Origin of the sequence: Roseicyclus amphidinii (genome assembly GCF_030163755.1) — a bacterium.
Taxonomy (GTDB): Bacteria; Pseudomonadota; Alphaproteobacteria; order Rhodobacterales; family Rhodobacteraceae; genus Roseicyclus; species Roseicyclus amphidinii.
The window spans coordinates 1-13,725 of sequence record NZ_JASJOE010000030.1; the positions used below are offsets into that span (position 1 = coordinate 1).

12 protein-coding genes and 1 pseudogene are annotated in these 13,725 nt (G+C 68.3%); 2 read left to right on the forward strand and 11 right to left on the reverse strand.

What is annotated here, in order from left to right; genetic code table 11:
- Window positions 1-488: pseudogene (locus QQK83_RS11230) on the forward strand (hypothetical protein); the annotation flags it as partial.
- 54 nt (window positions 489-542) lie between these two features.
- Here the strand turns inward: QQK83_RS11230 and QQK83_RS11235 are convergent.
- The 3 genes from QQK83_RS11235 to QQK83_RS11245 form a co-directional block, all read right to left on the reverse strand.
- The gene (locus QQK83_RS11235; protein ID WP_284264297.1) at window positions 543-1,559 is read right to left on the reverse strand and encodes a hypothetical protein; all 1,017 of its coding nucleotides are present in this window, start codon (window positions 1,557-1,559) and stop codon (window positions 543-545) included.
- A gap of 80 nt (window positions 1,560-1,639) precedes the next feature.
- Window positions 1,640-3,274: an AMP-binding protein gene (locus QQK83_RS11240; protein WP_284264333.1), complete on the reverse strand. Its 1,635-nt coding sequence runs from the start codon at window positions 3,272-3,274 to the stop codon at window positions 1,640-1,642.
- An 85-nt stretch (window positions 3,275-3,359) separates the two neighbouring features.
- Complete coding sequence (locus QQK83_RS11245) at window positions 3,360-4,190, reverse strand: methyltransferase family protein (RefSeq protein WP_284264298.1); 831 nt, start codon at window positions 4,188-4,190, stop codon at window positions 3,360-3,362.
- Between the two features lie 128 nt (window positions 4,191-4,318).
- On the opposite strand from QQK83_RS11245, the gene QQK83_RS11250 reads away from it, so the two are divergent.
- Entirely contained in the window at window positions 4,319-5,422 is a 1,104-nt protein-coding gene (locus tag QQK83_RS11250; protein ID WP_284264299.1) for an enolase C-terminal domain-like protein, read from the forward strand.
- A gap of 63 nt (window positions 5,423-5,485) precedes the next feature.
- Here QQK83_RS11250 and QQK83_RS11255 read toward each other — a convergent pair whose 3' ends face one another.
- From QQK83_RS11255 to QQK83_RS11290, 8 genes are all read right to left on the reverse strand, one after another.
- Window positions 5,486-7,690 (reverse strand): 3-hydroxyacyl-CoA dehydrogenase NAD-binding domain-containing protein, encoded by a 2,205-nt coding sequence (locus QQK83_RS11255; protein ID WP_284264300.1) that lies wholly within the window; start codon window positions 7,688-7,690, stop codon window positions 5,486-5,488.
- On the reverse strand, window positions 7,687-8,175 hold the full coding sequence (locus QQK83_RS11260; protein ID WP_284264301.1) for a hypothetical protein: 489 nt from the start codon (window positions 8,173-8,175) through the stop codon (window positions 7,687-7,689). The genes QQK83_RS11255 and QQK83_RS11260 overlap by 4 nt, the downstream gene beginning before the upstream one ends.
- Window positions 8,176-8,261: 86 nt before the next feature.
- Window positions 8,262-8,747: a hypothetical protein gene (locus QQK83_RS11265; RefSeq protein WP_284264302.1), complete on the reverse strand. Its 486-nt coding sequence runs from the start codon at window positions 8,745-8,747 to the stop codon at window positions 8,262-8,264.
- Window positions 8,748-8,897: 150 nt separating this feature from the next.
- Window positions 8,898-10,109: an acetyl-CoA C-acetyltransferase gene (locus tag QQK83_RS11270; protein ID WP_284264303.1), complete on the reverse strand. Its 1,212-nt coding sequence runs from the start codon at window positions 10,107-10,109 to the stop codon at window positions 8,898-8,900.
- A gap of 13 nt (window positions 10,110-10,122) precedes the next feature.
- The gene (locus tag QQK83_RS11275) at window positions 10,123-10,758 is read right to left on the reverse strand and encodes a glutathione S-transferase family protein (protein ID WP_284264304.1); all 636 of its coding nucleotides are present in this window, start codon (window positions 10,756-10,758) and stop codon (window positions 10,123-10,125) included.
- A 301-nt stretch (window positions 10,759-11,059) separates the two neighbouring features.
- On the reverse strand, window positions 11,060-11,272 hold the full coding sequence (locus QQK83_RS11280; protein WP_284264305.1) for a hypothetical protein: 213 nt from the start codon (window positions 11,270-11,272) through the stop codon (window positions 11,060-11,062).
- A gap of 61 nt (window positions 11,273-11,333) precedes the next feature.
- On the reverse strand, window positions 11,334-13,109 hold the full coding sequence (locus QQK83_RS11285) for an acyl-CoA dehydrogenase C-terminal domain-containing protein (protein ID WP_284264306.1): 1,776 nt from the start codon (window positions 13,107-13,109) through the stop codon (window positions 11,334-11,336).
- Window positions 13,110-13,149: 40 nt separating this feature from the next.
- Window positions 13,150-13,551 carry a MerR family transcriptional regulator gene (locus tag QQK83_RS11290; RefSeq protein ID WP_284264335.1) on the reverse strand — a complete coding sequence of 134 codons (402 nt, stop codon included), beginning with the start codon at window positions 13,549-13,551 and terminating at the stop codon, window positions 13,150-13,152.
- Window positions 13,552-13,725 lie beyond the last annotated feature (174 nt).

The following is a 13,725-nucleotide window of genomic DNA, read 5'->3' on the forward strand; positions in this document are numbered from 1 at the left end:
AGCCCGCCGTGCGCAGCGTCGCCACCACGCCGCGCCCGATGGCCACGCAGCCGCGCAGCATGGCCACGACCGCGCGGCCGATGCCCACAGCACCGGCGGCGACCGGGGCCTGTCCGAACCTGCCCGCCGATGTGCGCGGCTATTTCACCGGCCCGAACCCGCGCTGCGGTCCGCAGGCGGTGCATCCCGGCGACGCGGCCCGCGGCATCGACCGCACCAGCGCGCTGCAGGGAGCCACCCCGCAGGTGGTGCGCTACGCGGTCAACCCGCCCGCAGGGTATCGCGCGGCGTGGGAGGACGGCCGCATCAACCCGCATCGCGGGCTGGGGACGGCCAGCGGCCAGCGGCAGATGGAACAGGTCTGGACCAACACGCTGCCGCGCCGTCTTGTCACCGATCCGCCGCCGCGCGGCTTCCGGGCGGTCTTCACCCGCGCCAACCGCCCGGCCGAGGTGACGCCGGCCCTGGTGACCGTGATCCGGCCCTGAGCCTTGGCCTGTCCCTGCGCCTTGGCCTGAGCCCGCGCACGATCCTGAACCGCGTCAGCGCCCGCAGATGTCCTGCAGGCTGACCCAGTCGGCATCGCCCAGCAGCGGGGCCGTGTCTGCGCCGCGCATCGGGTCGGCCTCGATCAGGCCGAGCACGGTTTCGCCCGACACGTCGCGGGCGAAGGCGTAGGGCTGCGACGAGATCCCGGCCGCCTCGAACCGTGCCAGAAGGGGCGGCTCGGTCACCGGTGCCGCTTCGCGCGACAGAAGCGTCGCGGCATGGGCGTGCAGCGCCGCCTCGTCGATCTGGCCGGTGGTCAGAAGGCCCAGGGTCGCGCCAAGCCCCGCCTCGGTCAGCAGCCGCAGCATCGGGTCGGTCTGGTCCCGGCGCACATCCTCGGCCAGCAGGTAGCCGGCAAGCACCTCGGGCGTCTCGTAATCCTCGGCAAGGCCCGCGTTGGCGACAAGGATGTCACCGGGCAGCGACAGGGTGTCGGGGATGGGCGAGGGCAGCAGCGCGACGCGCGGCGCGTCCTCGCCGAAACTGCGCCGCGCCAGCCGGTTGAGCGCGGTCGAGCCGCGGGGACTGGTGCAGATCGGCCCGGCCAGCCGCCCGATCTCCTGCAACAGGCGGTTGCCGATCTCTTCGCGGCTGGCCTCGGGCAGAAGGGCGACGGTCTGCCGGGTCAGCGCGCCGGGCAGCCAGAACACGGCAAGCCCAAGGACCAGCGCGGCCATCCCGCCGCTGATCCACAGCCTGAGGCGGCCGGGATGCGGGCGGCGTTTGTCGATGGCGGCGCGCACGGTCTCGATGGCGGCGATCATGTCGGGATCGTCGATCTCGAGCCGCTCTTCCGTGTCCGCGCCGGGGGCATAAAGCGCCGGGCGGCGGCCGGGGTTCAGCCGGGCTACGGCCGGCAGCGACCAATGGGTCAGCGCGACCTCGGACTGGGTCGAGATCATCAGCGTGGCGTCGCCCAGCGACACCAGCACGTCACGGCGCTGCGCGTCGGGCGCTTCGCGCCAGAGGCCTGTCGCCTCGAGACGGCTGTATTGCTCAAGGGCTGTCATGCGGGCGCGCTGCTCGGGTCCGGTTGGCGCGCAGCATAGCCCGCGCGGGCGCGTTTCTCAACGCTCGCGCGCGGGCTGCGTCACAGCTCGGCCGCCGCCTTGCGCAGCTCGAATTTCTGGATCTTTCCCGTGGATGTCTTGGGCAGTTCGGTGAAGACGACATGCTTGGGCGTCTTGAACCCGGCAAGGCGCTGGCGGGCGAAGGCGATGATCTCTTCCTCGGTCACGCTGGCCCCTTCCTTCAGCTCGAGGAAGGCGCAGGGCACCTCGCCCCATTTCTCGTCCTGCTTGGCCACCACGGCGGACAGCAGCACGGCGGGGTGATGCATCAAGACGCCCTCGACCTCGACCGAAGACACGTTCTCGCCGCCCGAAATGATGATGTCCTTCGCGCGGTCGGCGATCTGGACGTAGGTATCGGGGTGCTGCTTGGCGATGTCGCCCGAGTGGAAATAGCCGCCGCGGAACGCCTCGTTCGTGGCGCGGGGGTTCTTGTAATAGCCCTTCATCACGGAATTGCCGCGCATCATGATCTCACCCAGCGCGGCGCCGTCCATCGGGACCTGCTCCATGGTCTCGGCGTCCATCACGGTGATGTGGTCCATGTTCGGCATCGGCACGCCCTGCCGCGCCTTGACCGCGGCGCGGTCCTCGCCCGTCAGCGCGCCCCACTCTTCGTCCTTGAAGGTGCATTCCGTCGCCGGGCCATAGGTCTCGGTCAGCCCGTAGACCTGCGTGATGTTGAAGCCCATCGTCTCGATGGCGGCCAGAGTCGCGGGGGCGGGGGGCGCGCCTGCGGTGAAGACCTCGACCACGTGCTCGAAGGCGCGGCGGTCGGCCTCCTTGGCGTTCACCAGCATGTTCAGCACGATGGGCGCGCCGCCGAAATGGGTCACGCCTTCGTCGGCGATGGCGTCGTAGATCGCCTTGGCCGTGATGTCGCGGCAACAGACGGTGGTGCCGCCCACGGCGGGCATGGTCCAGACATGGCACCAGTTGTTGCAGTGAAACAGCGGCACGATGGTCAGGTAGGACGGATAAAGCGTCATCCGCCAGCTGATCGGCGTGCCCATGGTGATCAGATAGGCCCCGCGGTGGTGATAGACCACGCCCTTGGGACGCCCCGTGGTGCCGGAGGTGTAGTTGAGCGCAAGGCTTTCCCATTCGTCAACCGGCATGATCCAGTCGAACTCCGGGTCGCCCTCGGCCAGCAGTTGCTCATAGGTCAGGTGACGGCCCGAGGCGTGGTAGCCCGCTTCCTCGTCGGGCACCTCGACGACAAGCGGCAAATCCTCGGCCTCCTGCACCTTCATGGCTTCCTCGACCACGCCGAGGAACTGGGTGTCGACCAGCACCACCTTGGCCTCGCCATGGTCGAGGATGTAGGAGATCGTTCCGATATCGAGGCGGATGTTGATCGAGTTCAGCACCGCGCCGCAGGCGGGCACGCCCCAATGCGCCTCGACGTGGGGGGCGGTGTTGGGCAGCACGGCGGCGACCACGTCGCCGGGGGTCACGCCGCGGGCGGCCAGTGCCGAGGCGAGGCGGCTGGTGCGCGCGTGAAGCTCTGCGTAGCTGCGCCGCGTGCCGCGGTCGACCAGCGCGGTGCGGTCGGTGAAGATGCGGTTGGCGCGGGCCAGGTGGCTGAGGGGTGTCAGCGCCACGTAATTGGCCGCGCGCTTCTCCAGCCCGGTCTCGTCCTTCATCCAGCCCATGATCTGCCCCTCCTGCGCAAGCTTCTGTCGCAACTCATGGCAAGGGGCGCAAGAAAAGGAAAGGGGAGAAGGACGCTTGCCGCGGTCAAGTAGTCCCTTCGCCGGGGCGTGGTGCGTCACGACGGCGGCGCAGGCGCGGCAGGGCATAGGGCGTGCGGGCGCGGTAGGCCGCGAACCGCGCGCCGTAGCGGGCGGCGAAGCGGCGTTCCTTGAGGATGGGGGCAAGCAGGCAATAGGCCGTCAGCGTCAGCGCCACGGCCAGTTGATCGGGCGTCCAGACCGGCACCGCCCATGTGGTCAGCGCGAAAGCCACGTAGATCGGTTGCCGGATCACGCGGAAAAGGCCCGTCTCCGGCATGTCGGGGAAGACCGGCTTGCGCCCCGCGGCCAGCGACATCCACCCCAGCGCGCCCGATTGCACCTCGGCACCCGCGTCGAAGCTGGCCTTCATCAGCAGGAGCCACGATCCGGCGTAAAGCGTCAGCATCAGCCACAGCGCCGCGCCCTCGGCCCGCCACCAGATCACGCCCGAGGGCGTCCAGAGCGCGAAGAGCGCAAGCAGTTGCGCCGAGGCGATGATCGCGTAGGTCGTGGTGGCCAGCGTGCCCCCATGGGGCAGGAGGCGTGACAGCCAGCCGCCGCCCCGGCGGGTGAGCAGCAGGGAATGGGCCAGCGGGAATTGCAGCAGCAGAGCGGCGTTCGCGGCAATGCCCCAGGGCCACGGCACGCGGCCGAGGCTTTCGCTCATCCCGAAGCCCATGGCGAGCACCATCGCCAGCACGGCGACGGCGAAGACGGAATGGCAGAGCGCGCCATAGGCCAGCGCGCCCCAGAAGCGCGCGCCGCGCCAAGGGGCTGTCAGGACGCCGCCGATCAGCGTCAGAAGGCGGTCGATATGTCCGGGCGGTTTGACCATGGCGGCAAAGCTAGGCGGGGCAGGGGCCGGGGCCAGCCCGGTTGACGAAGCGTCGCAGAGGAGGATCGCGGCCCGCCGCGCAGCGGGCTAGGCTGCCCGTAGAGCCACCCGCAACCGGACCTTTGCCCATGACGCCGACACCCCCGCCCGCCCCGCGCCTTCCCCTGCGCCTTGCCGCCTCGGTCCACCGGGCGGGGGCCGCGCCGGGCGATCCCGCGCCCTATGCGGGCGAGGACAGTTTCACCTTTGTCCGTCTGACCGTCACCGATGCCGAGGGCGCAACGGGCCACGGCTTCACCGGGCGCTTCTGCGCGGCCGAGGTGGCGCATCTGCTGAACGGGGCCGTGGCCGAGGCGCTAGGCCGCAAAGGGCCGATGCCCGACCTCATGCGGCAGCTCAATCCGCGCGGGATGACGGGCGTCGTGGTCTCGGCGCTTTCGGCGCTCGACATCGCGCTCTGGGATCTTGCCGGGAGCCGCGCGGGGAAATCCGTGGCGGCGCTTCTGGGGGGCGCGCGCCCCTCCGCTCCGGTCGATGTGACCTGCGGCTTTCCCGCGCTCGACACCGACGCGCTGGTCGCCGCCTGCGCGGCCGAGGTCGCGGCGGGGGCGCAAGGCGTCAAGGTGCTGGTCGCCGCCAAGGGGCGCAGCGTGGCCGAGGATCTTGCCCGCCTCGCGGCGGTGCGCGCGGCCATCGGCGACGGCCCGGCGCTGATCGCCGATGCCAATTGCGGCTGGGATGTCGAAGCTGCGCTGGCCTTCGCCCGCGGTGCTGCGGGGGTGGGCCTGTCCTTTCTCGAGGAACCCGTGCGCGGCAACGACCGCCGCGCGCTGGCGGCTCTGGCCGCCGAGGGGATCGTGCCGCTGGGCGCGGGGCAGATGGAGCAGAGCGCCGACCGTTTCGCGCTCTTGGCTGAGGCGGGGGTGCGCGTGATCCAGCCCAACGCGGTCTTCGTGGGCGGCATCGGCGCGGCGCTGGCGGTGGCGAAAGATGCGGCGGCGCAGGGCTGCGCCGTCTCGCCCGCGGGGGGCTGGGACATCGTCAACCTGCAGTGGATGTGCGGCGCGATGACCGGCGGGTCGGTCGAACTGCACCGCGCGCAGGCGCGCATCGCGCGGCTGTTGATGGAGCGCCCGCCCGATATGACGGAGGGGCGGCTTGTGGTGCCGGATGCTCCGGGCCTTGGCCTGAACCCGGACGAGGCGGCGCTGGCCGCCTGCCGGGTGGGGTAGGTCAGCGCGACGCGCGCGAAAAACTGCAGTTTTTCGTAGGGGAAAACTGCAGTTTTCCCCGCGTCACGCGGCCTTGCTGTCCACCCCGGTGCCGAAGCGGGCGTAGAAGCCCTGGCCCTTTTCCGCCATCTCGCGCAGCAGCGCGGGGCAGGCGAAGCGGTCCCCGTAGGCCTCGGCCAACTGGTCGCAGCGTTCCGCGGCATAGGGCGTGCCGAGCATGTCGAGCCAGCTGAAGGGGCCGCCCGACCACGGCGCGAAGCCCCAGCCGAGGATCGCGCCCACGTCGCCCTCGCGGATGTCGGTCAGCACACCCTCTTCCAGCGCGCGGACGGCTTCCAGCACCTGCACGAACAGCAGGCGATGCTGCACCTCGGTCAGGCTCGGTTGCTCGGGGCTGACGGGGTAGTGCTCGGCAAGCCCGTCCCACAGGCCCAGCCGCTTGCCGCTCTCGTCGTAGCTGTAGAAACCCGCCTTGGACTTGCGGCCGAGCCGCCCTGCCTCGACCATGCCGAAGATCACCGCGTCGGCCGCGTCGTCATAGGCCTCGCCCATGGCGGCCTTGGTCGCCCGCGCGATCTTGGCGCCAAGGTCGAGCGAGGTTTCGTCGGTCAGCTGCAGGGGGCCAAGCGGCATCCCCACGAGCTTGGCCGCGTTCTCGATCAGGGCGGGCGCGACACCCTCCTGCACCATGCGCACGCCTTCGTTGACGTAGGGCAGGATGCAGCGGTTGGCGTAGAAGAAGCGCGCGTCGTTCACCACGATGGGCGTCTTGCGGATCTGGCGCACGAAATCGAGCGCCTTGGCGACGGCGCGGTCGCCCGTGGCCTTGCCCTTGATGATCTCGACCAGCGCCATCTTGTCGACCGGGCTGAAGAAATGGATGCCGATGAACTGCTCGGGATTGTCCGAGGCCTTGGCAAGCTCGGTGATCGGCAGGGTCGAAGTGTTGGTGGCGAAGATGCAGTCGGGGCCGACCGCGGCGAGCACCTTTTGCGTGACCTCGGCCTTCACGCCGGGGTCCTCGAAGACCGCCTCCACGATCAGGTCGCAGCCTTCCAAAGCGGCGTAATCGGTCGTCGCCGTGATCCGGCCCAGCACCTCGGCCTTCTTCGCCTCGGTGACCTTGCCGCGCTTCATCCCCTTGTCGAGGATGCCTTCGGCATGGGCGCGTCCGCGGTCGGCGGCCTCCTGCGCCGCGTCGATCAGCACCACCTCTATGCCCGCATTGGCCGAGACATAGCCGATCCCCGCCCCCATCATGCCCGCGCCGATGACGCCCAGTTTCTTGACCCGCTGATCGGGCGCCTCGGGGCGGTTCGCGCCCTTCTCCAGCGCCTCCTTGTTGAGGAAGAGCGACCGGATCATCGCCGAGGACGACGGGTTCATCAGGATCGAGGTGAACCAGCGCGCCTCGATCCGGAGTGCCGTGTCGAAATCGACCAGCGCGCCCTCGTAGACCGCCGAGAGCAGCGCCTTGGCCGCCGGGTAGACGCCCTTGGTCTTGCCGTTGATCATCGCGCTTGCGCCGACGAAGGTCATGAAGCCCGCCGGGTGATAGGGCGCGCCGCCGGGCATCTTCCAGCCCTTCTGGTCCCAGGGCTTGACGATATCGGCGTCCCCCGCCGACAGAACCCACTCCTTCGCCCGCGCGAGCAATGCGTCCGCCGGCACGACCTCGTCGATCAGGCCCGCCGATTTCGCCGCCTTGGGCTCGAGCATCTTGCCCTCGAGCAGCACGGGCGCCGCGGCCATCGCGCCGACCATGCGCGAATAGCGCGTGGTGCCGCCCGCGCCGGGGAACAGCCCCACGAGGATCTCGGGCAGGCCGATCCGGGCCTTGGGGTTGTCGGCCATGAAGCGGCGATGGGTGCAGAGCGCCAGTTCCGTGCCGATGCCCGCGCAGGTGCCGGGAATGGCGCAGGCCACGGGCTTGCCGCCCTTGTTGGTCTTGGGGTCCATGCCCGCGCGCTCGATCTTCCGCATGAAGCGATGCGCCCCCATGGTGAAGTCGAAGAGCGCCTGCGCCGGGTCCTCGCCCGCCTCCTCGCGGATGGTCGCCAGAACGTTCAGGTCCATGCCGCCGGCGAAGCTGTCCTTGCCGCTGGTGATCACGATGCCCTTGACCGCATCATCGGCCAGCGCGTCGTCGACCAGCGCCTCGAGCACGCCGATCGCCTCGCGGCGCAGCACGTTCATGGACTTGTCCTGAAGATCCCAGGTGATGAGTGCGACGCCGTCGGCGCCCTTTTCCATCGTGAAATCGGTCATTGGTCCGGTCCCTTCATGGGGGGCTGCCCTGTCGGCCCGCCCGTTTCGACAGCGCGCCGGACCCGGTCCGACGCCTCGATGAAATCCGCGCTCAGCATCGTGACGGCGAGATCATCCGCATCGGTGTCGAGCCAGATGCCCTGCCACGTGCCGTTGATGCGCATCATGGCCATGCTGCCGGCATATTCCGGCAGGACGGGCACCCCGTGCGACAGCGCCTCGGTGCGATGGCGGCCGACGATCATGTCGGGCACGCCCGCGACGAAATCGGCCTCGATGCAGGTGCGGCGGAACTCGGTCACGTTGCGCGCCAGCAATTGCGCGCGGATGTCCGAGACGATGACGTCCATCTCCTCGGGGCAGGTGGCGACCACGCGCTTGGTGCGGGTCGACATCATGTTGGGCAGCGCGATGTGCTGCAGGATCGTCGCCAGGTCCCCTTCGAGCACCGCGCGGGAAACCGTGTCGAGGTGAGATTGATACAAGCGAAAGGGCATGATGTTCGAACCGCGTATGGCATGCGTTGGGCTGGCTTTTGCGGCCCGAGAAACGCGTTCCTTTCGGAGTGTTGTCAACCCGGAGACCTGCAAACCGCGCGGCGCTGCGCGAGGGCCGCGTAGACCTGTTTCTGCTTGCGCACCATCTCGGGGTTGAGCATCTGCAAGTCGCGCTCGTCGAACGCGGCCTGTTCCCAGACCGCCTTCCACAGGCCGCCGATCTTCATGAACGCGACATGGCACAGGAACGGCGCCACCACGTAACGCGCGTTGGCCATGATCTCCGAGCGGTGAACGCCGACGATCATGTCCGGGTCGTGCGGCTGGAACGCCGCCTTCAGGCAGGTGCGCCGATACTGCGTCACGCCGGTCTTGCGCAACTGCGCATGGTAGTCGCACAGGATGAGATCGAGTTCCTCGATCGTGGTGATGATCAGCTGCGAGGTGTTCGTGGTCACCAGCAAGGGCAGGGCGATGCGCCGATGCAGCGCCGCGAGGTCCCTGGCCAGGATCGCCGCGTTGATCGCGTCCACGGCTTGCTGGTAGATCTCCTTCGCCATGGGCTGACCTCCCCGACACCGTTACTCCGTATCGGGCTGGACCCCGATACCACTCGCGCGGCACTTTTGATCCGATGTCATCGATTGTCAATGTAAGCGGTTGCAAGGTGACGCGAGGCCTCTCGGACCGCGGCGCAGGGGACATGCGCATCACAGCCGCTCGATGATCGTGGCGGCCCCCATGCCCGAGGCGACACAGAGCGTCGCAAGGCCGGTGCCCTTGCCCGACCGCTCCAGCTCATCCAGCAGCGTGCCCAGGATCATCGCGCCGGTCGCACCCAGCGGGTGCCCCATGGCGATGGCACCGCCGTTCACGTTGACCCGGTCGTGATCCACGTCGAAAGCCTGCATGAAGCGCAGCACGACCGAGGAAAACGCCTCGTTCACCTCGAACAGGTCGATGTCCGAGATCGCCATGCCGCTGTCGGCGAGGATCTTCTCGGTCGCGGGCACGGGGCCGGTGAGCATGATCGTGGGATCGGTGCCGATCTTGGCCGTGGCGCGGATGCGCGCGCGCGGTGTCAGGCCGAATTTCTCCCCGAACTCCCGGTTTCCGATCAGAAGCGCCGCCGCCCCGTCCACGATGCCCGAGGAATTCCCGGCATGGTGGATATGCTCGATCCGCTCGAGATGGGGGTATTTCATCAGCGCGACCTGGTCGAAGCCGGGCATCATCTCGCCCATCTCCTTGAAGGCGGGCTTGAGGCTGCCCAGCGTCTGCATGTCGGTGCCGGGGCGCATGTATTCGTCATGCTCCAGGATGGTCAGCCCGTTGATGTCGGTCACCGGCACCACGGACCCGGCGAAACGCCCCTCGGCCCAGGCCTGCGCGGCGCGCCTCTGGCTTTCGACGGCCAGCGCGTCGGCGTCATCGCGCGAGAACCCGTATTCGGTGGCGATGATGTCGGCGCTGATGCCTTGCGGGACGAAATAGCTCTCCATGGCGATGGAGGGATCGACCGCGATGGCCGCCCCGTCGCTGCCCATGGCGACGCGGCCCATCATCTCGACCCCGCCCGCGATATAGGCGGCACCGGCGCCGCCCCGGACCTGGTTCGCGGCGAGGTTCACCGCCTCGAGCCCGCTCGCGCAGAAGCGGTTGATCGCCAGCCCCGGGATGCGCTCGTCGAGGTCGGAGGCCAGAACGGCGGTCCGCGCAAGGCAGCCGCCCTGTTCCATCACCTGCGTGACATTGCCCCAGATCACGTCCTCGACTGCGTGCCCGTCAAGCGCGTTGCGCTCCTTCAGGGCGTTCAGCGTGAAGGCCGAGAGCCGCGCCGCGGTCACCTCGTGCAGCGCGCCGTCCTTGCGGCCCTTGCCGCGCGGGGTGCGGATCGCGTCGTAGATATAGGCGTCGGTCATCTGTCGTCTCCGGTCAGGTGGCGGGAAAGGCCCGCTGCATCAGCGCGTAGGGGTGTTTCCAGCCCGGCACCGCCGCGATACGGGCGAGCCAGGCGTCGATCGCCGGATAGTCGGCGCGGTCGAAGGTGAACGGCTCTTCGTAGAAGAGATAGCCCGCGCAGGAGATGTCGGCGCAGGTGAGCATGTCGCCCGCCAGCCAGTCACGGCCGGCCAGTTCGCCCTCCAGCACCATGAGCGCCGCCTTGAGGCGGCCCGCCATGAAGCCGATCACCTCGGTCGGGCGCTTGTCCTCGGGCAGGAAGTTCATCAGGAACCGCAAGGGCCCGGCCTGGCCCGAGACCTTCTGGTTGTCGAAGATCGTCCAGCGCAGGATCTCGCGGCGCGTGGCCGCCGACCCGTCACCGCAGAGCTTGCCGGTCTCGGCCATCACCCAGTCCTGGATCACCCCCGACTGCGTCAGGATCAGCCCGTCCGCGTCCAGCACCGGCACCTCTCCCATCGGGTTGATCGCCCGGAACTCCGGGCCGCGCGCCTCGCCGTTGAAGAAATCGACATGGCGCGGGGTCCAGTCGACACCGGCCAGCTCCAGCGCCAGCGCCGCCTTGTAGGCATTGCCCGATTCTCCGAAGCAATACAGTGTGTTGGTCATCGCGCTTACCCCTGGTTCTGCAAGCGCCAACCTTGGTCGCCGCCGTATTTGAAGGAAGATGAAGGCTCGTAACGACTTGTTAAGGTTAACGTGCCACGATGAGGGCGCGGTACAGGCTGCCGAGCCGATGACCGCGGAAGGTGAAGGCGCCCTGTCCGGTGGTGCAGCGCCCCTCGGTGTCCGGACGCCGCTGGGGAACACTCGACCGGGCAGGGCGCTGGACCCCCGGCTTCATCTTCCTCCAAATACGGCTGCCCGACAGCTGACACCGGGCGGATGGCGGGGCTGGTGTGCCGGTGGCTCATCGCTTGCGCTCCTCCAGTTCGGAGTTGAAGAGCCGCAGCCGGGCGACGAATTTCTCCTCGTTGATCACGCTGCCCCAATGCTCGAAGAGGAAGGACAGGAATTCCCCGTCATCGAGCCCCGCCTCCTGTGCGAGGCTGCGCAGCTTGCGATAGCCGTCCTCGCTCATGGCGATGTTGGGGCGGCGCGTGAGCCGCAGGCGCTTTGGCATATGTCCCCTCCCTCGGGCCGGTGTCGGGGCGGCGCCCTCCCGCGCCGCGCCCTGTCCGACCTTAGAAATTCGCGGCGTCGAGCGCCATGACCGGTTCGGCGCCGGACTGGATTCGCGCCAGATGCGTCGCCGTCATCGGCAACTGGCGGGCCATGTAGAAGCGCGCGGTCGCCAGTTTCGTCTCGTGGAACACCGGATCCTCGGTGCCCTCGGCCAGCGCCTTGAGCGAGGTTTCGGCCATGCGCGCCCACATCAGCCCGAGGCAGACATGCCCGAAGAGGTGCATGAAATCATAGCTGCCCGAGAGCGCCGCGTTGGGGTTCTTCATGCCTTCGGCCATGAAATACATGCCGGCGGCCTGCAAATCCTTGGAGGCGCGCTTGAGCGGCTCGACGAACTCGGCCATGCCGTCCGTCTCGCCCGCCTCCTTGCAGAAGGTCTTTACCAGGTCGAAGAAGGCCATGACGTGCTTGCCGCCGTCGGCTGCCAGCTTCCGGCCCACGAGGTCGAGCGCCTGCACGCCGTTCGCGCCTTCGTAGATCATGGCGATCCGGGCGTCGCGGGCGTATTGCGACATCCCCCATTCCTCGATGTAGCCATGCCCGCCGTAGACCTGCTGGGCCTGCACCGTCATGTCGAAGCCCTTGTCGGTCAGGAAGCCCTTGATCACCGGCGTCAGCAGCGAGATCAGCCCGTCGGCATCGGCATCCTGCCCGCGATGGGCGCGGTCGATCAGCGTCGCCCCCCAGAGGATGAAGGCGCGCGCGCCTTCGGCAAAGCTTTTCTGCTCCAACAGGTTGCGGCGGATGTCGGGGTGAACGATCAGCGGGTCGGCCGGGCCGTTCGGGTTCGCGGGGCCGGTCACGTCGCGGCCCTGCAGCCGGTCCCTGGCATAGGCCAGCGCGTTCTGGAAGGCGATCTCGGCCTGCGCCAGACCCTGCATGCCCACGCCCAGCCGCGCCTCGTTCATCATGGTGAACATCGCGCGCATGCCCTTGTGTTCCTCGCCCAGCAGCCAGCCGGTCGCCCCGTCGTAGTTCATCACGCAGGTGGCGTTGCCGTGGATGCCCATCTTCTCTTCGATCTTGCCGCAGGAGACGCCGTTGCGCGGCCCGAGGCTGCCGTCCTCGTTCACGAGGAACTTGGGCACGATGAAGAGCGAGACGCCCTTGATCCCCTCGGGGCCGCCGGGGATCTTGGCCAGCACGAGGTGGACGATGTTCTCGGCCATGTCATGCTCGCCGGCCGAGATGAAGATCTTCTGCCCGGTGATCCTGTAGCTGCCATCGTCCTGCGGCTCGGCCTTGGTGCGCATCAGCCCGAGGTCGGTGCCGCAATGCGGCTCGGTCAGGTTCATCGTGCCGGTCCAGTCGCAGGCGACCATTTTCGGAAGATAGGTCGCCTTCTGCGCCTCGGTGCCATGGGCGAGGATCGTCGAGGCCGCGCCGTGGGTCAGACCCTGGTACATCATGAAGGCCTGGTTGGCCGACGAGAAATACTCGCCCACCGCGGTGCCCAGCACGTAGGGCATGCCCTGTCCGCCGAACTCCTCGGGCATGTCGATGCCGGGCCAGCCGCCCGCCTTCATCTGCGCGAAGGCCTCCTTGAAGCCGGTGGGCGTGTAGACCACGCCGTTCTCCATCCGGCAGCCCTCGGTATCGCCGACTGGGTTCAGCGGTGCGAGCACCCCGGAGGCCAGCTTGCCCGCCTCCTCGAGGATGGCGGCGGTGAAGTCGCGCTCGATCTCGGCGTAGCCGGGGATGCCGGCCTCGGTCACCTTCAGCACATCGTGCAGGATATACTGCATGTCCTTGGTGGGGGCGGTGTAGCTGGGCATTGTCGTCCTCCCGAAACGTCCTGGTCTTGGTCCTGTCGCGTCACTCGGCCGCGTCGCGTGCGCTGCCGCGGGTCTCGAGCATGTCCTCCACCAGGCTCATCTGGCTTCGCAGATCCTCGATCGCCGCGTCCAGCTCGGCGCGCTGGCGCTCCATGTCGGTCAGCCGGTCGCGCGCGATGTCGAGCGTGCGGCTGAGCTGTGTTTCCTGCTGGTCGCCCACGTAGTAGAGATCGAGCAGCTGCCGGATCTCCTCGAGGCTGAAGCCGAAGCGCTTGCCGCGCAGGATCAGCTTGAGCCGCGCCCGGTCGCGCCGGGTGAACAGCCGCTTCTGCCCTTCGCGGATCGGGAAAAGCAGTTCCTTCTGCTCATAGAAACGCAGCGTGCGCGGCGTCACCTCGTAGGCGTCGCACATCTGGCGGATGGTCATCACGTCGTCGGTCATGATCGGATCGTCCATGTCGAACATTGGGTGTCTGGCCTGCCTGATGTGCGAGTCGCTCACCAGTTTACAAGGTTGCATGACGTTGACGTAAACAGGACGTCACGTCACTTTGATGCTTGACGAAACGTCAGCAAAGGTGACGCTGGGGAAAGCGCAACTTTGTATCGTCACGCG